The 21,402-nt window shown below is 69.3% G+C and carries 20 protein-coding genes and 1 pseudogene; 13 read left to right on the top strand and 8 right to left on the bottom strand.

Features of this window, described 5'->3' with window-relative positions; all coding sequences use genetic code 11:
* Window positions 1–14 precede the first annotated feature (14 nt).
* Genes cbiE through ADBZ6K_RS17220 form a run of 3 tightly spaced genes read left to right on the top strand, consistent with a single transcriptional unit; the run spans window position 15 to window position 2,733 of the window.
* A complete protein-coding gene (gene cbiE / locus ADBZ6K_RS17230; protein ID WP_526348817.1) occupies window positions 15–1,217 on the top strand; it encodes a precorrin-6y C5,15-methyltransferase (decarboxylating) subunit CbiE in 1,203 nt (400 codons plus the stop codon).
* Window positions 1,214–1,969 carry a precorrin-4 C(11)-methyltransferase gene (gene cobM / locus ADBZ6K_RS17225; RefSeq protein ID WP_526348815.1) on the top strand — a complete coding sequence of 252 codons (756 nt, stop codon included), beginning with the start codon at window positions 1,214–1,216 and terminating at the stop codon, window positions 1,967–1,969. Before cbiE ends, cobM begins: the two co-directional genes overlap by 4 nt.
* The gene (locus tag ADBZ6K_RS17220) at window positions 1,966–2,733 is read left to right on the top strand and encodes a cobalt-precorrin-6A reductase (RefSeq protein ID WP_526348813.1); all 768 of its coding nucleotides are present in this window, start codon (window positions 1,966–1,968) and stop codon (window positions 2,731–2,733) included. Before cobM ends, ADBZ6K_RS17220 begins: the two co-directional genes overlap by 4 nt.
* Here the strand turns inward: ADBZ6K_RS17220 and ADBZ6K_RS17215 are convergent.
* From ADBZ6K_RS17215 to cobG, 3 genes are read right to left on the bottom strand one after another with little or no spacing between them, the layout of a single operon-like run.
* Window positions 2,702–4,180: a precorrin-2 C(20)-methyltransferase gene (locus ADBZ6K_RS17215; RefSeq protein WP_526348811.1), complete on the bottom strand. Its 1,479-nt coding sequence runs from the start codon at window positions 4,178–4,180 to the stop codon at window positions 2,702–2,704. The two genes, ADBZ6K_RS17220 and ADBZ6K_RS17215, sit on opposite strands and share 32 nt — an antisense overlap.
* Complete coding sequence (locus tag ADBZ6K_RS17210) at window positions 4,177–4,803, bottom strand: precorrin-8X methylmutase (protein ID WP_526348809.1); 627 nt, start codon at window positions 4,801–4,803, stop codon at window positions 4,177–4,179. The genes ADBZ6K_RS17215 and ADBZ6K_RS17210 overlap by 4 nt, the downstream gene beginning before the upstream one ends.
* A 26-nt stretch (window positions 4,804–4,829) precedes the next feature.
* Complete coding sequence (gene cobG, locus ADBZ6K_RS17205) at window positions 4,830–5,993, bottom strand: precorrin-3B synthase (protein WP_526348807.1); 1,164 nt, start codon at window positions 5,991–5,993, stop codon at window positions 4,830–4,832.
* A gap of 825 nt (window positions 5,994–6,818) precedes the next feature.
* On the opposite strand from cobG, the gene cobN reads away from it, so the two are divergent.
* Window positions 6,819–10,412, top strand: coding sequence for a cobaltochelatase subunit CobN (gene cobN, locus ADBZ6K_RS17200; protein WP_526348805.1), 3,594 nt, complete (start codon window positions 6,819–6,821; stop codon window positions 10,410–10,412).
* A 55-nt stretch (window positions 10,413–10,467) separates the two neighbouring features.
* Here the strand turns inward: cobN and ADBZ6K_RS17195 are convergent, their stop codons facing one another.
* Entirely contained in the window at window positions 10,468–10,893 is a 426-nt protein-coding gene (locus ADBZ6K_RS17195) for a hypothetical protein (protein ID WP_526348803.1), read from the bottom strand.
* Between ADBZ6K_RS17195 and ADBZ6K_RS17190 the strand changes: the two genes are divergently transcribed.
* From ADBZ6K_RS17190 to ADBZ6K_RS17170, 5 genes and pseudogenes are all read left to right on the top strand, one after another.
* Window positions 10,881–11,207, top strand: coding sequence for a LysR substrate-binding domain-containing protein (locus tag ADBZ6K_RS17190; RefSeq protein ID WP_526348801.1), 327 nt, complete (start codon window positions 10,881–10,883; stop codon window positions 11,205–11,207). The genes ADBZ6K_RS17195 and ADBZ6K_RS17190 overlap by 13 nt on opposite strands.
* 110 nt (window positions 11,208–11,317) lie before the next feature.
* Window positions 11,318–11,785, top strand: coding sequence for a glucose-6-phosphate dehydrogenase (locus ADBZ6K_RS17185; RefSeq protein WP_526348799.1), 468 nt, complete (start codon window positions 11,318–11,320; stop codon window positions 11,783–11,785).
* A gap of 267 nt (window positions 11,786–12,052) precedes the next feature.
* Window positions 12,053–13,129 carry a class 1 fructose-bisphosphatase gene (locus ADBZ6K_RS17180; RefSeq protein ID WP_526348797.1) on the top strand — a complete coding sequence of 359 codons (1,077 nt, stop codon included), beginning with the start codon at window positions 12,053–12,055 and terminating at the stop codon, window positions 13,127–13,129.
* A 9-nt stretch (window positions 13,130–13,138) separates the two neighbouring features.
* The gene (locus ADBZ6K_RS17175) at window positions 13,139–14,014 is read left to right on the top strand and encodes a phosphoribulokinase (protein ID WP_526348795.1); all 876 of its coding nucleotides are present in this window, start codon (window positions 13,139–13,141) and stop codon (window positions 14,012–14,014) included.
* A gap of 37 nt (window positions 14,015–14,051) precedes the next feature.
* Window positions 14,052–14,220: pseudogene (locus ADBZ6K_RS17170) on the top strand (type I glyceraldehyde-3-phosphate dehydrogenase); the annotation flags it as partial.
* Between the two features lie 108 nt (window positions 14,221–14,328).
* Here the strand turns inward: ADBZ6K_RS17170 and ADBZ6K_RS17165 are convergent.
* The gene (locus ADBZ6K_RS17165; RefSeq protein WP_526348793.1) at window positions 14,329–14,679 is read right to left on the bottom strand and encodes a MerR family transcriptional regulator; all 351 of its coding nucleotides are present in this window, start codon (window positions 14,677–14,679) and stop codon (window positions 14,329–14,331) included.
* 134 nt (window positions 14,680–14,813) lie between these two features.
* Here ADBZ6K_RS17165 and ADBZ6K_RS17160 point away from each other — a divergent pair, with 134 nt between their 5' ends.
* Both ADBZ6K_RS17160 and ADBZ6K_RS17155 read left to right on the top strand, forming a co-directional pair.
* The gene (locus tag ADBZ6K_RS17160) at window positions 14,814–15,233 is read left to right on the top strand and encodes an Hsp20/alpha crystallin family protein (protein ID WP_526348791.1); all 420 of its coding nucleotides are present in this window, start codon (window positions 14,814–14,816) and stop codon (window positions 15,231–15,233) included.
* A gap of 59 nt (window positions 15,234–15,292) precedes the next feature.
* Window positions 15,293–15,676, top strand: coding sequence for a hypothetical protein (locus tag ADBZ6K_RS17155; protein ID WP_526348789.1), 384 nt, complete (start codon window positions 15,293–15,295; stop codon window positions 15,674–15,676).
* A 715-nt stretch (window positions 15,677–16,391) separates the two neighbouring features.
* Here ADBZ6K_RS17155 and ADBZ6K_RS17150 read toward each other — a convergent pair.
* From ADBZ6K_RS17150 to ADBZ6K_RS17140, 3 genes are all read right to left on the bottom strand, one after another.
* On the bottom strand, window positions 16,392–17,321 hold the full coding sequence (locus ADBZ6K_RS17150) for an AAA family ATPase (RefSeq protein ID WP_526348787.1): 930 nt from the start codon (window positions 17,319–17,321) through the stop codon (window positions 16,392–16,394).
* Window positions 17,322–17,406: 85 nt separating this feature from the next.
* Window positions 17,407–17,832: a ribulose bisphosphate carboxylase small subunit gene (locus tag ADBZ6K_RS17145; protein ID WP_526348785.1), complete on the bottom strand. Its 426-nt coding sequence runs from the start codon at window positions 17,830–17,832 to the stop codon at window positions 17,407–17,409.
* Window positions 17,833–17,878: 46 nt separating this feature from the next.
* On the bottom strand, window positions 17,879–19,348 hold the full coding sequence (locus tag ADBZ6K_RS17140) for a form I ribulose bisphosphate carboxylase large subunit (RefSeq protein ID WP_526348783.1): 1,470 nt from the start codon (window positions 19,346–19,348) through the stop codon (window positions 17,879–17,881).
* 104 nt (window positions 19,349–19,452) lie between these two features.
* On the opposite strand from ADBZ6K_RS17140, the gene ADBZ6K_RS17135 reads away from it, so the two are divergent.
* Both ADBZ6K_RS17135 and ADBZ6K_RS17130 read left to right on the top strand, forming a co-directional pair.
* Entirely contained in the window at window positions 19,453–20,364 is a 912-nt protein-coding gene (locus ADBZ6K_RS17135; protein ID WP_526348781.1) for a LysR family transcriptional regulator, read from the top strand.
* A gap of 35 nt (window positions 20,365–20,399) precedes the next feature.
* Window positions 20,400–21,395: a class I fructose-bisphosphate aldolase gene (locus ADBZ6K_RS17130; protein WP_526348779.1), complete on the top strand. Its 996-nt coding sequence runs from the start codon at window positions 20,400–20,402 to the stop codon at window positions 21,393–21,395.
* Window positions 21,396–21,402 lie beyond the last annotated feature (7 nt).

The raw sequence follows: 21,402 nt of genomic DNA, 5'->3' as shown, positions 1-21,402 counted from the left end.
CGGGGTGGTCGCGAATGATTGTCGTGGTCGGCATTGGGGCGGACGGGATGGCCGGGCTGGCGCCCGCGGCGTGCGCCGAACTGCGCCGGGCCAGTGTCGTCTACGGGTCGCGCCGCCAGCTCGGGCTGCTCGACGAGACGGTGACGGCGCAGCGCCGAGAATGGCCGTCGCCGCTGCTGCCCGCGATGCTGGCGCTGCGCGACGCCGACGAAGACGTGCACATCGTCGCCAGCGGGGACCCGATGCTGCACGGGATCGGTGTCTCCCTGATTCGGGTCCTCGGATCCGACCGGGTTACGGTGTTGCCGCACGTGTCCTCGGTGACGCTGGCGTGTGTCCGGCTGGGCTGGGCCGTGCAGGATGTCGATGTGCTCAGCCTCGTCACGGCCGAACCGCACACCGCGGTGCGCCGTGGCGGCCGCGCGGTGGTGCTCTCCCGCGACGGGTCGACTCCCGCGGCGCTGGCCCGGCTGCTGACCGAAACCGGCCGCGGCGACTCCGAACTTGTGCTGCTCGAGCAGCTCGGTGGGCCGGCCGAGCGCCGGCGCAGCGCCACCGCCCGCGAGTGGGCGGCCGACCCGCCCGGCGACGTGGACGACCTCAACGTGGTGGCGGTGACCTACCTCCCCGACCAACGCCTGCTGTCGGTGCTGCCCGACGACGCCTTCGACCACGACGGTCAGCTCACCAAACAGGCGATGCGCGCGGTGACCCTGACAACGCTGGCGCCCCGGCCGGGTGAGCTGCTGTGGGACGTCGGCGCGGGATCGGGCAGCATCGCCATCGAATGGTGCCGAAGCGGGCCGGGTTGCCGGGCAATCGCCTTCGAGCGCGACGATCAACGACGGCGGCGGATCGCCGCCAACGCGCGAGCCCACGGTGTTTGCGTGGACGTCCGCGGTGGCGCGCCGGACGCGTTCGATGCCGCCGCGTTGAGTGATCGCGGTGTGGACGGCATCCCCAGGCCCACGGCGATCTTCATCGGCGGCGGGCTGACCACACCCGGGCTGCTCGACGCCTGCCTCGAGCGCCTCCCCGCCAGTGGCCGGCTGGTCGCCAACGCCGTCACCGTGGAATCCGAAGGCGTTCTGGCTCAACGATATTCACAGATGGGTGGCGAACTCAGGCGCTACCAGCACTACCGCGGCGAACCCGTCGGCGGGTTCACCGGCTGGCGCCCGGCCATGCCCGTCACCCAGTGGTCGGTGATCAAGTGACCGTCTACTTCATCGGTGCGGGACCCGGCGCCGCCGATCTGATCACCGTGCGCGGCCAGCACCTGCTGCAGACGTGCCCGGTGTGCCTGTACGCGGGGTCGATCATGCCCGACGATCTGCTGGCGCTGTGCCCGCCGGACGCCCGGATCGTCGACACCGGCCCGCTGACCCTCGACCAGATCGTCACGGAGCTCGCCGACTCGGACGCGGCCGGGCTGGACGTGGCGCGGCTGCACTCCGGCGACCCGTCGATCTACAGCGCGCTGGCCGAACAGTGCCGCCGCCTCGACGCGCTCGGCATTGCCTACCAGATCGTGCCCGGCGTGCCCGCGTTCGCCGCCGCGGCGGCGGTTCTCGGCCGCGAGCTCACCGTGCCCGGCATCGCCCAGACCGTAACGCTGAGTAGGGTCGCGACGCTGTCGACGGCGATGCCGCCGGGGGAGGATCTGGTGACGCTGTCGGCGCCGGGCGCCACGCTGGTGCTGCACCTGGCGGCGGCCCAGATCGAAGCGATCGTCCCGCAGCTGCTCGACGGCGGCTACCGGCCCCAAACCCCGTGTGCAGTGGTCGCTTTCGCCAGCTGGCCGGAGCAGACGGTGGTGCGCTGCACCCTGGCCGAGTTGGCCGAGCGGACGCGCGCGGCGGGCATCACCCGCACCGCCGTCATCGTGATCGGCGATGTGCTTGCCGCCGAAGGCTTCTCCGACAGCTACCTGTACTCGTCAGGCCGCAGCCGTGGGCCCAGGCATTGACCCGCATCCTGCTGCTCGGCGGAACGGCCGAGGCCCGCGCGCTGGCGGCGCGGCTACCCGGCAACGACCCCGGCGAGACCCCCGGTGCTATCGAGGTGATCAGCTCGCTGGCCGGCCGGGTACCCGATCCCGCACTCCCGGAAGGTCAGGTCCGCATCGGCGGATTCGGCGGTGTCGATGGGTTGCGGGACTGGCTGCGGGAACACCGCGTCGACGCGGTGATCGACGCGACGCATCCGTTCGCCGCCACCATCACCGCCAACGCCGCGCAGGCGTGCCTGGTCCTCGGTCTGCCGCACCTCGTCCTCGTCCGGGCGGCCTGGCCGCCCGGCGACGCCATTGTGGTGGGCAGTGACACCCAGGCCGCCGAAACCGTAACGCACCAAGGATTTTCGCGGGTCTTCCTGACCACCGGCCGGTCTGGCACACGGGCGTTCCTGGCCGTCGATGCGTGGTTTTTGATCCGCGCGGTCACGCCGCCCGACCCGGACACCCTGCCTGCACGCCACCGGGTGCTGCTCTCCCGCGGCCCCTACCGCTACGACGACGAGGTGGGGGTGATGCGCGAGCACCGCATCGACGCCGTCGTCACCAAGAACAGCGGAGGCGAGATGACGCGGCCCAAGCTGGCGGCCGCCGCGGCCCTGGGCATCCCGGTTGTCATGGTGGAGCGTCCGCCGCTACCGCGGGGGGTGAACACGGTGGCCACCGTCGAGGAGGCCGCCGCGTGGGTCACAGTGATGTCGGGTAGCGCCGGGGGGTGAACACCCGGTCACCCGATTCGTCGCTATACCACCGGGTTTGTGACGAGCCGACGATGAGCAGGCAGCGCATGTCGATCGCGTTCGGATCGAGGTCCGCCAGCCGTATCACGGTGACCCGCTCCTCCGGGCCGGAGACATCGCGACCGATCACCACCGGGGTGTCAGGGTCGCGGTGCTCCAGCATCAGGTCACGCATGGCCGCCACCTGCCAGGTCCGGCTTTTCGACGCCGGGTTGTAGATCGCGATCACCATGTCGGCGCTGGCCGCTGCGGTCAGCCTGGCCGCGATGACCTCCCACGGCTTGAGCCGGTCGGACAATGAGATGACGGCGTAGTCGTGGCCAAGTGGCGCGCCGACCCTGCTGGCCACCGCCTGCGCGGCCGTCATCGCCGGGATCACCCGTACCCGCACCCCCGGCCAGCGCTCGGCCTCCTCCAGAACGGCGGTGGCCATCGCGAATACCCCGGGATCGCCCGAGGACACCACGGCCACACTGCGGCCCTGGCCGGCCAGTGAGCAGGCCAGCCGGGCGCGAGCCGGCTCGTCGGTGTTGTCGCTGGCGTGCCTGCGCTGGCCGTCGCGGGTCGGCACTCGGTCGAGGTAGGGCCCGTAGCCGATGAGGTCGGTCGCCGCGGCCAGCTCCCTGCGGCTCTGCGCGGTCATCCAGCCCGCCTCGCCGGGGCCGAGCCCGACGACCGCGACACCGGCGGCGGGCGCGCCGGTTCTCGCCGTGCCGGGAACCATCGTCAGCGAGAAGTAAGGCACCGTGCCGGGGTCGACCTCGCCTGCGGGCAGCACCCGTTGCTTCTCGGTGCTGGCGCGCTCCACATAGAACGCCTCACTGAGTCGGCCGGTATCCGAAAGCGCTTCGCGCACAGCGGTATACGAGCGCCCCAGCTTCATGATCACCGCGGCGTCGGTGTCGGCGAGGCGCCGGACCAGCTCGTCGCCCGGCAGCGTGCCCGGCAGGATGGTCAGCACTTGATCGCCCTGGACCAGCGGTGTCGCGCACGCCGCCGCGGCGGCGCTGACCGATGTGACGCCGGGAATGATGACGGCGGCGAAACGTTCGGTGAGCCGGGTGTGCATGTGCATGTAGGAGCTGTAGAACAGCGGATCACCCTCGGCCAACAGAGCGACGTCGCGGCCGGCGTCCAGGTGCGCGGCGATGCGTTCGGAGGCCTGCAGGTAGAAGTCCTCCATGGCGCCCGCGTATCCGCCGGGGTGGTCGGTGGTCTCGGTGGTCACCGGGTAGACGAGATGCTCCTCGATCTGGCCCGGCCGCAGGTAGGGCGCTGCGATCCCGCGCGCGATGCTGTGCCCGTGCCGGGCGCTGTGATATGCCACGACGTCGGCCGCACCGATCACCCTGGCCGCCTTGACGGTCACGAGTTCGGGGTCGCCGGGGCCGAGCCCGACACCCCACAGCGTCCCGCGGCTACTCACTCGCGCTCGCTGGCGATGGCGTTGACGGCCGCCGCGGCCATCGCGCTGCCGCCGCGCCTGCCGGTCACCACGAGATAGGACATCCCGCGCGGCCGGTCGATGAGCTCCTGCTTGGACTGCGCCGACCCGACGAAACCGACCGGGCCGCCGAGCACCGCGGCGGGCGCGACCGCGCCGTCGTCGACGAGTTCGAGCAGCCGGAACAACGCGGTCGGGGCGTTGCCGATGGCCACCACCGCCCCGCCCAGCCGCGGCGCCCACAGCTCGACCGCCGCGGCCGACCGGGTGGTGCCGCTGCGCGCGGCGAGGTCGGCGGCCCGCGGGTCGGCGACCAGCGACACCACCTCGTTGGCGGCAGGCAGCCGGTCCTTGGTGATCCCGGCCGCCACCATCGAGGAATCGCACAGCACAGGCGCGCCGCCGGCCAGCGCGGCGTGCGCGCGGCTGACCACGTCGTGGGTGAAGGCGACATGGTCGGCGACGTCGACCTGACCGCAGGTGTGGATCAACCGGACCACCACCCGGGCGACGTCGTCGGGAAACTGCGCAAGGTCGGCCTCGGCACGGATCGTCGCGAACGACAGCCGGTAGATCTCCGTGGCGTCGCGCAGGTAGTCCAGCACGGGCTAACCCTACGGTGCGCGGTGAGCTATGGGCGCACCCGTGGCTGGTAGCCGTGCTCGGTTGCGATGAGGACCTCGCCGGCAGGCGGCGCCCCGCACGCGCGTTCGCAGCCGACGAAATGCCGGTGGGCCGCCGCTGCGGTCTGCGCGGCTGCCGCCGCTGTGGTCTGCGCGGCTGCCGCCGCTGTGGTCTGCGCGGCTGCCGCCGCGTCGGCGCGCACGTCCGCGAGCGAGTGGGCACATCCGGGACTTCCGGTGCAGGCGCTGACCGCCAGAAACGGTGAGGCCGCGTCGAAGATCAATCCCATCGGAGCCAGGACCCGCACCGCCGCATCGGCGACGCCCTCGTCGAGGTCGCATACGAGCACCGAGCGCCATGGCGTGATGACCATCGGCGCCTCGATGGCCGCCAGGAACTCCGCGACCCTGGCCTGCAGCACCCCGAGCGACACCCCGGCGCCAAGGGTGACTCGCCCGTCGTCCTGGCCGATCCAGCCCACCGGCGGGGTCGAGGTGACCGGCCACGGGCCGAGCGGCGCCGCCGACGGCGTCAGGTCCGCAAGCAGCGGGGCGGGGTCGGCGAGCTCGCCGATCCGCCAGGCCTCGCCGCAAAGCGCCGCGAATCGGGCAGCCACAGCAACCACCGTGGCCGCCACATCCGCGGCGGCAAGCCGCACGCCGGTGTCGTGACCGGCCAGCAGCAGCGCGGCGGTGTCCGCGTCGACGGCGTGCACTCCGACGTCGGCCGCCAGCCCCGAGATGTCTCCGCGGCCGTCGTCGATGCCGAACAGGATGCGGCCGGGCAGCGCGGCCAGCTCGGTCTCGGCCTGGATGGCGGTGTCGAGCTGGTGCACCCACCGCCGTACGTCGGCCAGCCCGCCGACCCGTCCGGACAGTGGCGAGGCGACGATGTTTCGGATCCGCTCGTGGGTGGCCGACGGCAACAATCCGGCGGCGGCCACCGCGTCGGCCACCGCTGCGGTGTCCGAGACGGCGCGGATCTGGATATTGCCCCGTGACGTCAGTTCCATTGCAGAGGAGCCGAATTGCGTCGCCGCGTGGGCCAGCGCCGTCAATTGTGCCGGGCCGATCATGCCGCCGGGAAGCCGGATCCGCGCCAGTGCGCCGTCCGCCGCCCGGTGCATGCTCAGTGCGCCGGGGCAGGTGTCGTGATCGCGCGTTCGGTTCATGGTCTCGCCGGCAATTCTAAGGATCGGAGTGCGCGCCCGCCGCGGTGTTAGCCGGGTGGGTCCCCGTGATGCGACACGTCCCGACGTCCGGCCTGGCTGGACGAACCCGTGCCCGGTGGAGGTCGAGGCAGATCGCCGGCCTCCCCGCCACGGCCGCGAGCCCCGCGGGCAACAATTCGAGCGGTCGTTGATGGGCCGTGAAATGTGGCGGCTGTAGCAGCCTTCGCGCGTAAACACTTGCAGGACAATCCCGTTGGAGTGGACTCCGCGAGTGTGATCGCCCCCAGGTCCCCAGGCCTGAGCCCCGAGATCGACGTTTTGCAGATCCCTACTCGATTGTTGTCTGCAGAACGTTGATTTGGGATTCGTCGACGCCGGTCAGCCGACTTCCGCGGGCATCGGCGCGGCTCTGGCTCCCCGCGCGCCGCCCCGATCCCGGCGGCTACCACCAGCACGACATCCGCCACCCCCGACACGTCGGGCACCTCGTGGAAGCATCACGATCCCGACCACCACGGCCAAGGCCGGGTCGACGCCGAGGCCAGCGACGCGTCCTCGACTCCGCGAGTGTGATCGCGGTCATATTAGTGAGCGGGCTGTCTGCTCACCCACAACCCGGTCGGTTTCGGGTCGGAGAACCGTAGTTTCCTGAGAACCGCTGTACCCAACAGCGGCGGATGTCATGGAAGGCACCACAATGTTGGCACTCATCGCAGTCGGTCTGGTGCTCGTGCTCGTCGCGCTGATCGGCAAGCCTTACCCGCAGTCATGGCACGAGCGTTGGGGCAGCAACGACAGATGACGGGATTGCGGTACGAATAGTGGGTGCCTGAACCCACCGTCCTGCTGCTGTCGACATCCGACACCGACCTGATCACCGCCCGCGCCAGCGGGGCGAACTACCGGTGGGCCAATCCGTCGCGGCTCGTCGACGGCGAACTCGACGAGCTGCTTCACGCCGCCGACGTCGTCGCGGTGCGCATCCTCGGCGGCTACCGGGCCTGGCCCGAGGGCATCGACGCGGTCACCGCGACCGGGGTGCCGACCGTCGTCGTCAGCGGTGAGCAATCACCCGACGCCGAGCTGATGGGGCATTCGACGGCGCCCAAGGGGGTCTCGGTGCAGGCCCACGTCTACCTGGCCCACGGCGGCACCGACAACCTGCGCAACCTGCATGCCTTCCTCTGCGACACCCTGCTGATGACGGGTTTCGGTTTCGGCGCACCGGTGAGTACCCCCAGCTGGGGAGTGCTCGACCGCCCCACCGACACGGCATCCGCGGCGGGCCCGACGGTGGCGGTGCTGTACTACCGGGCGCAGCAGCTCGCGGGCAACACCGCCTACGTCGAGGCGCTGTGCCGCGCTATCGAGGACACGGGCGGGCGGCCCCTTCCGGTGTTTTGCGCGTCGTTGCGCACCGCTGAGCCCGAATTGCTGGATACGCTGCGCGGGGCGGACGCGTTGATCACCACCGTGCTGGCGGCCGGCGGTGCCACGCCTGCGTCGGCCGTCGGCGGCGGCAGCGATGACACCTGGGATGTGGCGCATCTGGCCGCCCTGGACGTGCCGATCCTGCAGGGCCTGTGCCTGACAAGTTCGCGCGAGCGGTGGAACGCCAACGATGACGGGCTGTCGCCGCTGGATGTCGCGACCCAGGTGGCCGTCCCCGAGTTCGACGGCCGGATCATCACGGTTCCGTTCTCCTTCAAGGAGATCGACGACGAAGGCCTGATCGCCTACGTCGCCGATCCGGAACGGTGCGCCCGTGTCGCGGGGCTGGCGGTCAGCCACGCCCGGCTGCGGGCGATCCCCGCCGCCGACAAGCGGGTCGGCCTGATGTTCTCGGCATATCCGACCAAGCACGCCAGGATCGGCAACGCCGTCGGTCTCGACACCCCCGCCAGTGCGGTGGCCCTGCTGCAGGCGATGACCGCCGCCGGCTACACGATCGACGACATCCCCGGCGTCGCCTCCGGCGATGGTGACTCGCTGATCCACGCGCTCATCGAGCGCGGTGGCCAGGACCCCGACTGGCTGACCGACGGACAGCTGGCGGGAAATCCGATCCGAGTGCCCGCCGCCCGCTACCGCGCCTGGTTCGCCACGCTGCCCGCCGGGCTCGCCGATGCGGTGGTGCGGCACTGGGGTCCGCCGCCCGGCGAGCTGTTCGTCGACCGCAGCGCCGACCCCGAGGGTGAGATCGTCATCGCCGCGATGCCGGCGGGCAACGTGGTGCTGATGGTGCAGCCGCCACGCGGCTTCGGCGAGAATCCGGTGGCCATCTATCACGACCCCGACCTGCCGCCCAGCCACCACTACCTGGCGGCCTACCACTGGCTCGGCGCAGCACGGGATGCCGGCGGTTTCGGTGCCGACGCCATCGTGCACCTCGGCAAGCACGGCAATCTCGAATGGCTGCCCGGTAAGACCCTCGGCATGTCCGCGGACTGCGCGACCGACGCCGCGCTGGGCAATCTGCCGCTGATCTACCCGTTCCTGGTCAACGATCCCGGCGAGGGGACCCAGGCAAAGCGCCGCGCCCACGCCACCCTCGTCGACCACCTCATCCCGCCGATGGCGCGCGCCGAAACCTACGGCGACATCGCCCGGCTGGAGCAGCTGCTCGACGAGCACGCCTCGGTCGCGGCGCTGGATCCCGGCAAGCTGCCCGCGGTCCGCCAACAAATCTGGACGCTGATGCGGGCGGCCAAGATGGACCACGATCTGGGTCTGGACGAACGCCCCGGCGACGACTCGTTCGACGACATGCTGCTGCACGTGGATGGCTGGCTGTGCGAGATCAAGGACGTGCAGATCCGCGACGGCTTGCACGTGCTGGGTCAGAAGCCCGTCGGCGACGCCGAACTGGACCTGGTGCTGGCGATCCTGCGGGCCCGCCAGCTGTTCGGCGGCGACCAGATGGTGCCGGGTCTGCGCCAGGCGCTCGGACTGGCCGAGGACGGCAACGACGAGCGCGCCGCGGTCGACGCCGCCGAGGGACGTGCGCGCGGACTGGTCGCCGCGCTGCAGGACACCGGCTGGGACGCCGCCGCGGTCGGCACCCTCACCGACGATCCGGTGATCGCGGACATCCTGCGCTTCGCCGCCACCGAGGTGCTGCCGCGCCTGGCGGGCACCACCTCCGAGATCGGCCAGGTGCTGCGCGCGCTGGACGGCCGGTACATCGCGGCCGGGCCGTCGGGATCCCCCTTGCGCGGACTGGTCAACGTGCTGCCGACGGGACGCAATTTCTACTCCGTTGACCCCAAGGCGGTCCCGTCGCGGCTGGCGTGGGAAACCGGTGTGGCGATGGCCGATTCGCTGCTGGCTCGCTATCGGAATGACCACGGCGACTGGCCGCGGTCGGTCGGGCTGTCGGTGTGGGGCACCTCGGCCATGCGCACCTCCGGCGACGACATCGCCGAAGTCCTTGCGCTGCTAGGTGTCCGGCCGCTGTGGGATGACGCGTCGCGGCGGGTGGTCAGCCTCGAGCCGATCCCGCTGACCGAACTCGGGCGGCCCCGCATCGACGTCACCGTGCGGATCTCCGGCTTCTTCCGCGACGCCTTCCCACACGTGGTGACCATGCTCGACGACGCCGTGCAGTTGGTCGCCGGTCTCGACGAGGCGCCCACCGACAACTTCGTGCGGGCCCACGCCGAGGCTGACCTGGCCGAGCACGGTGACCAACGACGTTCCACCACAAGAATATTCGGGTCCAAGCCGGGTACCTACGGAGCGGGCCTGCTGCAGCTGATCGACAGCCGCAACTGGCGCGATGACGCCGACCTCGCTCAGGTGTACGCCGCCTGGGGCGGCTTCGCCTACGGGCGTGGACTGGACGGTGCGGCCGCGGGCGACGATATGAACCGGCAGTACCGGCGAATCGCCGTCGCAGCCAAGAACACCGACACCCGTGAGCACGATATCGCCGACTCCGACGACTACTTCCAGTACCACGGCGGCATGGTCGCCACGGTGCGGGCGCTGACGGGGCGGGCGCCTGAGGCCTATATCGGCGACAACACCCGGCCCGACGCGGTGCGCACCCGCACGCTGTCGGAGGAGACCGTCAGGGTGTTCCGCGCCCGGGTGGTCAATCCGCGCTGGATCACCGCGATGCGGCGGCACGGCTACAAGGGTGCCTTCGAGATGGCGGCCACGGTCGATTACCTCTTCGGCTATGACGCTACCGCGCACGTGATGGCCGACTGGATGTACGAGCGGCTCTCGCAGGAGTACGTGCTCGACGCGGAGAACCGCAAGTTCATGGCCGAATCCAACCCGTGGGCGCTGCACGGCATGGCCGAGCGGCTGCTCGAGGCGGCGGGCCGGGGCATGTGGGCCGACCCCGACGCGGCCACCCTGGACGGACTGCGTCAGGTCCTGCTGGAAACCGAGGGTGAGCTGGAGGGCTGACCCGCGCCCAGACCCCGGGTGGCCAGCGCGACCGTCATCCCGACGGCGACGCCGGTCACCTCGGTCCGGCGGCGCTGGCGCTCGTCGTGATCGCTCTGCTCTTTCCCACACCGTCGACGCTGCGGTCCGCCCTGCCTCTGGCATCGGCGTGGGCCAGGGCGCCCGGCGGACGTGATGCGGGTGTGCGGCTGTCGGCCCCAGGCTTTGCGCCGCCCGCGGCTCGACGGTCTGCGCCGCCCGCTGTGCTCACGAGCAGGCAAAACACCGCGGTCGTCGCGCAGATCGACACCGCCGCCAGCGGCGCGACACTGCCCGCCGGGATGGTCGCGGTCGCACCGAGCGCGAAGATGCCGAAGAACTGCTCGTCGCTCCGCTCTACCGGGAGGAGCAGGTCCTGGTCGCCAACCGCGACCTGATCAGCGGACCCGCGGACACGATCAGCTGGCCGGACGTGCTGGAAATGCCCCTGTGCCTGCTGCATCCGAGATGCGCGGCCGCCAGCTCATCGATGAGGCGCTCGCCGGCCGCCGGCTGGCGGTGTCGCCCCGGCTGGAGGCCGATTCCGTGGCGTCGCTGCTCGCCCAGGTAGGTACGGGCAGGTGGGCCACGATCGTGCCGCGAACCTGGCTGCACGCCGTGCGACCGGCCGCCGACACCGCGGTGCTGCGGCTGGCGGATCCCTCGGTCACCGCCACCGTCGCGGTGGTGACCAACGCCGGGGCGCCGGTGTCGGTGTTCACGCGCGCCCTGCTCGTGGCTGCCCGGATGACCGCGGTCGAGGAGTCGGATTCCTGAGCGGCGTAGCGAGAGAACCCCGACAAACTCTGAGAACCGAGAAAGGCATGGCCGGCACAGCGTCGCGGGCGCACAATCGAGGTATCCGTGTCGAACCCTGGGGAGCCGCGATGAGCGAGCAACTGTACGACTTCTTCGGCGAGATGTTCCAGCGGTACTTCAAGCCGACGATCGGGACGTATCCGGCGGTCGGCAAGGCCCGCATCCACAGCCTGTTCGCGCTCACCGACGACGTTTCGGATCGGCTGGAGCAGGCGAGGCGCGCGGCGATGGCCTGGAGCGAGGCCGAGACCCGCAGACCGCGGCTCGCGTCGGAGATGTTCGTCATCACCCAGCACGGACTGCTGTACGCCGCCGCCCTTCGCGATGCCCACCGGGAGCTGTACTACCTGGCCACGCCACGCACGATGTTCGACCCGTTCGTCGACGAGGTCGAGATCAGCAGGCCGCATCAGAACACCGTGATGGCCGTGGACAGCCGGTTGGGCCGCGACCTGGCTGCCGCCCACCCGATGGACGCGGCGCTTCGCCGGATCCTCGACGAGCACGTGGCGCTGCGGGTGGATCTCCCCGCGTAGCCGCCGGTCGCACGCACGTCTGAGCCGCCTTATCCTCGCGCGGCCCACTTGCGCGGCCTTTCGCGCGCCGACTTCTGCGTGAGGGCTGCGCTCGCGATTCCACGACCACCGTGCGGAAGTCGGCGCAGACGATGGCGTGCCGTGACCGGGCGCGCCCGGTTGTGAAGGCGGGAGACCGTCACCACCCCCCTCCTCACCCCTGGAGAGGATGTCGCTCACCGCCGTCGCTGGTGTGCTCGACGCATACCGACGAAGGGGAGTGATGACATGCTGACCGAGCGGTCCACGCTGACCAAGTTCCTCATCGAGGAACGCCGACGTCATCCCGAGTCGAGCGGAGAACTCAACGCGCTGCTCCACGACGTCGCCCTGGCCTGCAAGGCGATCTCGAAGCGGATCGCGTCGGGAGCGCTCACCGGCGTCATCGGCAGTGCGGGCGCGGTGAACGTCCAGGGCGAGCAGCAACAGAAGCTGGACGTCGTCGCCAACGACGTCTTCCTGCGCACCAACGAGTGGGGAGGTCAGCTCGCCGGCATGGCGTCGGAAGAGCTCGACGACCCGTATCCGATCCCACCGCGGTATCCGCGGGGAAAGTACCTGCTGACCTTCGACCCGCTCGACGGCTCGTCCAACATCGACGTCAACGTGTCGGTGGGAAGCATCTTTTCGATCCTGCGCGCCCCGGTGCCCGGCGAGGCCGCCGCGCCGGAGGACTTCCTGCAACCCGGGGTGCGGCAGGTCGCGGCCGGCTACGCGGTCTACGGTCCTGCCACGCATCTGGTGCTCACGGTCGGGACGGGGGTGCACGGCTTCACCCTGGATCCCGACCTCGGCGAGTTCTTCCTGACCCGGCAGGATATTCAGATACCTTCTACCACAAAAGAATTCGCTATCAACAGTTCGAACAGGCGATTCTGGGAGCCCGCGGTCCTGCGCTACATCGACGAGTGTCTGGCCGGTGTCGCCGGGCCGCGCGAAAAGGACTTCAACATGCGCTGGGTGGCATCGCTGGTCGCTGAGACGCACCGCATCCTGACCCGCGGCGGAGTCTTCCTCTACCCGCGAGACACCAAGGACCCGGCCAAGCCCGGGCGGCTACGGCTGCTGTACGAGGCCAGTCCGATCGCGTTCCTGATCGAGCAGGCCGGCGGTCTGGCCTCGACCGGGCGCGAACGCATCCTCGACGTTACGCCCACCTCGCTGCACCAACGGATCGCATTCATCTTTGGTTGTCGCGAAGAGGTCGAGCGAATCATGCGTTACCACAACGAACTCCCGCCTCAGCCCATCGAGCAATGGCACCCGCTGTACGGCATGCGCGGTCTGTACCGCGCCGGCACCTAAGGAGAGTCCATGTCCGCCAAACATCCCGTCGTCGTCATCACCGGCTCCTCCGGGGCGGGTACCACCTCGGTGATGCGCACCTTCGAGCAGATCTTCCGCCGCGAGGACGTCGACGCCGCCTTCGTCGAGGGCGACAGCTTCCACCGCTACGACCGCAAGGGCATGAAGGAGGAGTTGGCGAGGGCGCTCGCCGAGGGCGACCATACCTTCAGCCACTTCGGCGCCGATGCCAATCTGTTCGAGGAACTGGAAACCCTTTTCCGCGTCTACGGTGAGACCGGCTCCGGTCGCGTCCGCAAGTATCTGCACGACGAGGAGGAGGCGGCGCCCTACGGTCAGTCGCCGGGGACGTTCACACCGTGGGAGGATCTCCCGAAGGGTACGGACCTGTTGTTCTACGAGGGTCTGCACGGTGCGGTCGTGACGGAGAAGGTCGACGTCGCGCAGTACGCCGATCTGCTCATCGGTGTGGTGCCCGTGATCAATCTCGAGTGGACGCAGAAGCTGCACCGGGACAAGGCCAAACGCGGCTACTCGACCGAGGCGGTGACTGAGACGATCCTGCGCCGCATGCATGACTACGTGAACTACATGTGTCCGCAGTTCTCGCGCACGCACGTGAACTTCCAGCGGATCCCGGTGGTCGACACGTCGAACCCGTTTGTCGCACGGACGATTCCGACGCCCGACGAGTCGATGCTCGTCATCCGATTCGCCAATCCGCGCGGTATCGACTTTCCGTACCTGCTGTCGATGCTGCACGACTCGTTCATGTCTCGGCCGAATACCATCGTGTGCCCTGGCGGAAAGATGGATCTGGCGATGCAGCTGATCTTCACGCCGATGCTGTGGCGGCTGCTGGAGCGGCGCAACAAGGCGCGCTGAACACCCGACCCGCCTGAACCGAATCAGGAGTATCACTTTGGCAATTCGCGTCGGAAACAACGGCTTCGGTGTGTCCCCGTTCCGGGCAGCGGCGCCGACATCGACATCATCGCGGTCATCGACCTGACCGACAACGCCAGACTCGCTCATCTGCTGAAGTACGACTCGGTCCGGGCAGGCTCGACGCCGAAGTCACCGCGAGCGGCGGCCCACGAGCCACGAGGACGTCACCGTGGTTGACCTCGTCGCGGCGGAGCTTGGGGCATATCTCGACCGGTGGGGCAAACGGAGTGTCGTCGAGTCGAGTTCGATCGTCAGCGATTTGCCGGCCTTCGTCCGGTTGTCGGCTCCTTGGATCGCAGTCGGGCGTTTTCGGACTTGAGATCGCTGTTGTCGGATTCCAGTTCGGTGTTGCGGCGTTGCAGATGCAGGATCTGGGCGATGCCGGCGATGTTGATGCCTTGGGCGACAAGGTCGCTGATCCGCGCCAGGAGATCCAGATCGTCATCGCTGTAGCGGCGAGTGCCGCCGTCGCTGCGCGCCGGGGTGAGCAGTCCGCGCCGCTCGTACAAACGTAGGGTCTGCGGATCAATGCCGGTCAACTCTGAGGCAACCGAGATGCCGTACACGCCGCGCGCTGACCGCGCCAGGGGATCGTCAGGCACCGACCCGCTCCATTTCGCCACCAACAAAAAGTTTGATCTCATCCTTGCACAGAACTTGATCCAGTGCTATAAGAAACCTATGGCAGATCACATAGATCTACCGAACAGCAAGATTGGGTTAGGAGGGAGAGATCATGTTGATGCGCACCGATCCGTTCCGCGACTTCGATCGCCTCGCCCAGCAGGTGCTGGGCACCGCCGCGCGCCCGGCGGTGATGCCGATGGATGCCTGGCGCGACGGGGACAAGTTCATCGTCGAGTTCGATCTGCCGGGCGTGGACGAGGATTCCCTGGGTCTGGACGTCGAGCGCAATGTGCTCACCGTGCATGCCACACGGCCCGATCTGGATCCCGACCGGGAGATGGTGTCCGCCGAGCGCCCGCGCGGCGTGTTCAGCCGGCAGCTGTTCTTGGGCGAGACGCTGGACACCGAGGCGATCGAGGCCAGCTATGGCGGCGGGGTGCTGCGGTTGACCATCCCGGTCGCCGAGAAGGCCAAGCCGCGCCGTATCCAGATCACCAGCGACACCGAGAAGCAAGCCATCAACGCCTAACTTTGTCGCACCTGACCGGCTGGGCCGGAGGCGCAGATCCGGGGAAGGGGGTAAGAGACATGGCGACCAACACCGGATGGGCTACCAGTCTGCTCGATGAGGCGGCGGCGATCGTGGAGGCCGAGTGGATCCGCCTGCAGCAGGACGAAGCCCTATGGGAGCGCGAACTGGCCGACCTTCCCGCGTCCCGGCTCACCCCGCCCTGCGTCGGCGTCACCAGCACCGCAGGGCGGCGGCCAAGCCGACCGATGCCAGCCGACCGTGGCAGGCGGCCGGTGCGACGCAGGCCGGCGACCCCGCTATGGGCCACCCAGCGGTCTCCTCCGTCGCCACCCGAGATCTCGCGAAAGCCACTGTCATTCAAGGGAGGTGATGCCTCACCGATGATCATCAGCAGGCAACGACGTCCTGTTCCGGCCACCATGACTCCCGATGTCGCGTGACCGCTTCCGCCTCCAGCGTCCGGAGTCGGTATGCGCACGTACCGCCACTAGCGGTGGCATGTCGAAGTGGACCCGTGCACCAACGTCGTCGCCAAGCCCGGCCGACCGTCAGGACGGACACCGGAGCCGTCCTGACGGTCGCTGGGCCTTCGTCGCAAAAGCGCGCGTCCGTGAGCCTCCTGGGCGCTGCCTCATGAGCCGAAACCGGGCCCTGCCGGCATCGATGTCGGATCGACCGTCGCACCGCGGTGGCTCCCGGCTGGCCCTCAATCCCCTGGGAGCCAACGCATCTCGTTTCGCAGAAGGCAACGATGGTGCGTGAGCATACGGATCCGTACCTGGTTTTGGGCGCGACACCCATCACCCCGACACCTGCCACAGACCGCGCACCCACCGCGCCGGGACAGCCGTCCGCTCTGGTGCGGTGAGTGCCCGGTGGGATGTGCCCACCCACCAACCGATCGGCGAACCGCTTATCGGCTCCAACTATGCGGTGTCGTCGGTGGCGTTCAGCCCCGACGGCGATGGTTGTGCTCTTGCAGCGCCTTACGTGACCCAACCCAGGTCCAACCCTGTGGGCCAGCCGGTTGGGAGGCGAAATGCCACTACTGGGAGTAGCGCGTCCCTGTGTGTCGGCGGGGCGACGGCCGGCGGCGGCCGGAGGGTTGCCCCGGCTAGGACCCGACTGACCGCCGACCGACATGCACCGCCCAGGTCAACCAGTCGCCTCGTCCGCGAACAGGCTGCTGCCGTAGACGTCCTCGGCTTCCAGCGTGATGAGGTCGGCCTTGCCGAGCGGCCGGTCGAGCGCGACGAGCCGCCTGGCCTGGCGCAACCGGCAGCGCTCGATGGCGTTGCGGACGCTGCGGGCGTTGGAGAAGCGCGGTTGTTCCATTCTGCGCGTGAGGTATTCGGAAAATGCGGCGCGCGCGGCGTCGGACATCCGGAAGCCCTCCGACTCCACCATCAAGTTCCCGATCTGCATCAGCTCGCCGTGGTCGTAGTCCTCGAACGCGATGTGATGGGGCACCCGAGAACTCAGTCCCGGGTTCGCCGAGAAGAAGGTGGCCATCCGGTCGGGATAGCCGGCGAAGATGACCACCAGGTCACCCCGCTCGTTCTCCATCTCGGTGAGCAGGATCTCGATGGCCTCCTGTCCGTAGTCGCGCTCGTTCTCCGGCCGGAACAGGAAGTACGCCTCGTCGATGAACAGCACCCCGCCGGCGGCGCGGGCGAGCGCCTCCTTGGTCTTGGGCGCGGTGTGTCCGATGAACTGGCCGACCAGATCGTCGCGGGTGACCGCGTGCACGCGCGGCGCCCTGATGTAGCCGAGCGCGTGCAGGATGGTCGCCATCCGCATCGCGACCGTCGTCTTGCCGGTGCCGGGGCCGCCGGTGAAGCTCATGTGCAGCGTCGGCTTCGACGTGACGAGCCCGAACTGTCGCCGGGCCCGGTCGACCAGGAGCAGCGAGGCGATCTCGCGGACCCGGCGCTTGACCGACGCCAGGCCGATCAGCTCGGCGTCGAGGGCGGCCAGGGTCTGCTCGACCCTGACCGCCGCCTCGTCCGCCGAGAGATCGAGCACCGCGTCGTCCCCGAGGATCACCGGAGCCGCCGGGTTCTCCTCTGGTTCGGCGCTCTGCACCGGCCCGTTCGTGGAGGGCCCCGCTGAATGTCGCCGCCGGAGCGGCTCCGGTGGATACCCGAATCCCTTGGGCGCGTTCATTACATCACTCGCCCGCGTACCGTTCGCCGCTCGGCCGTGTCGTCGCGTATGACTTGACCGCGTAGCGCTGGGTGCGGTCGGGACCTTCGACTCGCTCCAGGATGAAGCCCGGCTCATTCCCGGGCCGCTGCACCAGGAACGACATGGCCGTCGACTGCCTGTTCAAACTCGCGTCGTAGGCCAACACCCGGATGTAGTGGCCGGGAAATGCGGTGCGGCACTCGTTGATCTGCGCCAGCACCCCGTCGGGCTCGGCCAGGTCGAACATCGGCAGACCCCACATCTCCCAGTAGATGTTGCGCGGGTGTGGATCGTCGGTGTACTCGATCGACACCGGCCAGCCCCTGTCCAGGGCGTAGCGGACCTGCGCGCCGATCTCCTCGTCGGTGAGGTCGGGCAGGTAGGAAAACGTGCCGTAGCGGAGTTTCATGGTGTGCTCCTCTCAGGAGTCGGAAGGGGGTGAGGACTGTTCTTGATCACGACGGCGTCGAGGTCGGCACGAAGTCGGGTGCGTCGGTGCTGGTGTAGTCGAAGGTGATGTCGCCCCAGGTGGACAGCGCGGCCTCCAGCGGCTGGCAGTACTTGGCGGCGTTGCGGAGCACCTCGGGTCCCTCGCGTAGCAGGTCGCGGCCCTCGTTGCGGGCCTTGACCATGGCCTCCAGCGCAACCCGGTTGGCCTCGGCGCCCGCGGCGATGCCGTACGGGTGGCCGATCGTGCCGCCGCCGAACTGGAGGATGACGTCGTCGCCGAACAGGTCGAGCAGCTGATGCATCTGGCCGGCGTGGATGCCCCCGGAGGCCACCGGCATGACCCCGGGCATCGACGCCCAGTCCTGGTCGAAGAAGATGCCGTTCTGCAGGTTTGTCGGAACCTTGTCCTCGCGCAGGGTGTCGTAGAAGCCGCGTGTGGTCGCCGGGTCGCCCTCCAGCTTGCCGACGACGGTGCCGGCGTGCACGTGGTCGACGCCCATCAGCCTGACCCATTTCGAGATCACCCGGAAGCTGACGCCGTGCGTCTTCTGCCTGGTGTACGTCGAGTGCCCGGCCCGGTGCAGGTGCAGCAGAACACCATTCGCGCGGGCCCAGTTGGACATCGACTGGATCGCGGTGTAGCCGATCGTGAGGTCGATCATCACGATCACCGAACCGAGTTCCTTGGCGAAGTCGGCCCGCTCGTACATCTCCTCCATGGATCCCGCGGTGACGTTGAGGTAGTGGCCCTTCGTCTCGCCGGTTTCGGCCATTGCGCGGTTGACGCCCTCCATGGCGAACAGGAAACGGTCGCGCCAGCGCATGAACGGCTGGGAGTTGATGTTCTCGTCGTCCTTGGTGAAGTCCAGCCCGCCGCGGCAGGCCTCGTAGACGACGCGGCCGTAGTTGCGGGCCGAGAGCCCCAGCTTTGGCTTGATCGTCGCGCCGAGCAGCGGGCGGCCGTACTTGTTGAGGTATTCGCGTTCCATGACGATCCCGTGGGCCGGTCCCTGGAAGGTCTTGGTGTAGGCGACGGGAATGCGCATGTCCTCCAGGCGAAGTGCCTTGAGCGGCTTGAACCCGAAGACGTTGCCGATGATGGACGAGGTCAGGTTCGCGATCGAGCGTTCCTCGAACAGGTCGATGTCGTAGGCGATGTAGGCAAAGTACTCGCCGGGGCGGCCGGGCACCTCGTCGACGCGGTAGGCCTTGGCCTGGTAGTGGCTGTTGGCGGTGAGGCGGTCGGTCCACACCACAGTCCAAGTGGCGGTGGAGGATTCGCCGGCGACAGCGGCGGCGGCCTCGATCGGGTCGACGCCGTCCTGCGGGGCCACCCGGAAGACCGCGAGCACGTCGGTCTCCTTGGGGATGTAGTCGGGGTTCCAGTAGCCCATACCCGCATAGCTCTGCACACCTGGGTCCCAGCGCTCCTTGGTCTGCTCGCCGGTCCTCTCGCCGTTCTCGATGATCGTCATTGCCTGTCCTTTCGGTTCTTTCCTGGGAGCACCACCAGTCTGGGGGCCGAAAAGATCAACTACAATTGAAACTTCGCTGTATATAGATAAGAAATAGGTGAATCATGGCTGGGCCGGCGGACATGCCTGCGGCTGCCACCTGGGGCAGGCTGCAGACCTTCATGGCGGTGTACGAGACGGGTAGCGTGCGCGCCGCGGCCGAGGCATTGCACGTGACGCCGCCCGCGGTGTCGGCGGCCATCGCCGCCCTGGAGGCCGCGCTCGGTGCCACGCTCTTCGGCAAGGCGGGCCGCGGCATCGCGCCGACCGATTCGGGCCAGATCTTCGCCGGTTACGTGCGCAAACTGCTCGGCCTGCTCGCCGAGGCGGCGGGGGCGGTGCACGACGCCGACCGTGGCCGGGTACGCATCGGCGCCGTCGCCACGGCCAGCGAGTATGTCTTGCCGCGGCTGATGGCGTCGTTCATCGAGGACCATCCCCACGTCGAGCTTTCGGTGTCGGTGCTGCCCCGCGACGAGTTGTTCTCACGGGCCGGTGACTACACCTTCGATGTGGTGCTCGCCGGCCGGCCGCCGCGAATCTCGGGGCTGGTCACCAAGGCGCGGCGGGCCAACCGGCTGCTCGTGGTCGGCCGGCCCGGCCTCGACCGCGACCCGCTCGCCGCCACCTGGCTGCTCACCGGCCAGGGGTCCGGCACCCGCGACACCGCGCTGTCATTGCTCACCCGCCTGCAGGCGGCGCCGCCGCTGCTCACGCTGGGGACCTCGGGCGCGGCGGTGGCCGCCGCCCGCCAGGGTCTGGGCGTCACCCTCGTGCACGAGGAGGCGGTGCGCGAACTGCTGGACTCGGGCGAGCTTGCGGCATACCCGGTGCCGGGAACGCCGCTGGACCGTCCCTGGCAGTTCTGCACCACCTCCGAGCCGACCGCGGCCACCCGATTGTTCCTCGCCCATGTCTGCGACCCGGACCGGGTGGGCGCGGCCGCTTTTCACACCCGGCATCGCCCAAAGGGGTGAGTGCGGCGGCGGGCGGCGATCACATGCTGATCGTCATGACGACCACTCTTGGCACCAAGCAGACCACCCTCGCAGCGACCGCACAACAGATGACCGGCGGCGGCCGCGGCATTCTCGCCGCCGACGAGTCGATCAAGACGATGTCGGCCCGGCTCGAAGGGGAGGGGATCCCCGCCAGCGCCACCACCCGCCGCGACTACCGCGAGTTGCTGCTCACCGCGGCCGGGCTCTCGGATTCCGTCAGCGGAATGATCCTCGCCGACGAGACCTTCGGGCAGCAGCTCGAGGACGGTCGCGCCTTCCCCGACGCGGCGCGGGCACTGGGCATCCTGCCCGGCATCAAGGTCGACACCGGCACCACCGCCCTTCCCGGGCAGGCGGGAGCGCTCATCACCGAGGGGCTCGACGGCCTGGGCGCCCGGCTGGCGTCCTACGCCGAACGCGGCGCGGCATTCGCCAAGTGGCGCGCGGTCTTTGACGTCCGAACCATCACGCCGTATGCCGCCAAAGCTAATGGGCACGCCCTGGCTCGCTACGCCGCCCGGTGCCAGGAACACGGGATCGTCCCGATCGTGGAACCCGAGGTGCTGTGCAACGGCGACCACGATCTCGCCGCATCGGCCCGTGCGACCCGGCTGGCGCTGGCCACCGTCTTCGACGAACTCGACCAGGCCGGCGTCGACCTCACCGGCATCGTGCTGAAGCCGAACTTCGTCACCCCAGGCCTCGACGCGACACCCGTCTCGGCGGCCACCGTCGCGTCGGTGACGTTCGACGTGCTGCGCGGCACCGTCCCGGCCACCGTGCCCGGCATCGCCTTCCTGTCCGGCGGACACCCGACCGCGGACGTGTGCGACTTCCTTCGTGAGCTCAATGCGATCCGCGAGCGTCCGTGGCAGGTCACGTTCTCCTTCGGGCGCGCGCTGGTCAGCGCCGCGCTGCACACCTGGGCCGGAAGCACCGACAACGTCGCCGCCGCTCAGCGTGCGCTGCTGGACAACTGCGGGGAGGCGGCTGCCGCGGCGCGCTGAGTCAGCG

Source organism: Mycobacterium sp., assembly GCF_044223235.1.
Lineage (GTDB): Bacteria > Actinomycetota > Actinomycetes > Mycobacteriales > Mycobacteriaceae > Mycobacterium.
The sequence above is the reverse complement of the archived record's forward strand: the minus strand, read 5'-3'. Positions and strand labels throughout refer to the sequence as shown.

What these genes read in the sequence shown, in the direction of transcription:
- ADBZ6K_RS17180 (WP_526348797.1), top strand. Translation starts at nt 12,053, where the DNA reads ATGCTGACCGAGCGGTCCACGCTGACCAAGTTCCTCATCGAGGAACGC.
- ADBZ6K_RS17145 (WP_526348785.1), bottom strand. Translation starts at nt 17,832, where the DNA reads ATGAAACTCCGCTACGGCACGTTTTCCTACCTGCCCGACCTCACCGAC.
- ADBZ6K_RS17135 (WP_526348781.1), top strand. Translation starts at nt 19,453, where the DNA reads ATGGCTGGGCCGGCGGACATGCCTGCGGCTGCCACCTGGGGCAGGCTG.
- ADBZ6K_RS17130 (WP_526348779.1), top strand. Translation starts at nt 20,400, where the DNA reads ATGACGACCACTCTTGGCACCAAGCAGACCACCCTCGCAGCGACCGCA.
- cbiE (WP_526348817.1), top strand. Translation starts at nt 15, where the DNA reads ATGATTGTCGTGGTCGGCATTGGGGCGGACGGGATGGCCGGGCTGGCG.
- ADBZ6K_RS17155 (WP_526348789.1), top strand. Translation starts at nt 15,293, where the DNA reads ATGGCGACCAACACCGGATGGGCTACCAGTCTGCTCGATGAGGCGGCG.
- ADBZ6K_RS17175 (WP_526348795.1), top strand. Translation starts at nt 13,139, where the DNA reads ATGTCCGCCAAACATCCCGTCGTCGTCATCACCGGCTCCTCCGGGGCG.
- ADBZ6K_RS17140 (WP_526348783.1), bottom strand. Translation starts at nt 19,348, where the DNA reads ATGACGATCATCGAGAACGGCGAGAGGACCGGCGAGCAGACCAAGGAG.
- ADBZ6K_RS17185 (WP_526348799.1), top strand. Translation starts at nt 11,318, where the DNA reads ATGAGCGAGCAACTGTACGACTTCTTCGGCGAGATGTTCCAGCGGTAC.
- ADBZ6K_RS17160 (WP_526348791.1), top strand. Translation starts at nt 14,814, where the DNA reads ATGTTGATGCGCACCGATCCGTTCCGCGACTTCGATCGCCTCGCCCAG.
- cobG (WP_526348807.1), bottom strand. Translation starts at nt 5,993, where the DNA reads ATGAACCGAACGCGCGATCACGACACCTGCCCCGGCGCACTGAGCATG.
- ADBZ6K_RS17195 (WP_526348803.1), bottom strand. Translation starts at nt 10,893, where the DNA reads ATGCAGCAGGCACAGGGGCATTTCCAGCACGTCCGGCCAGCTGATCGT.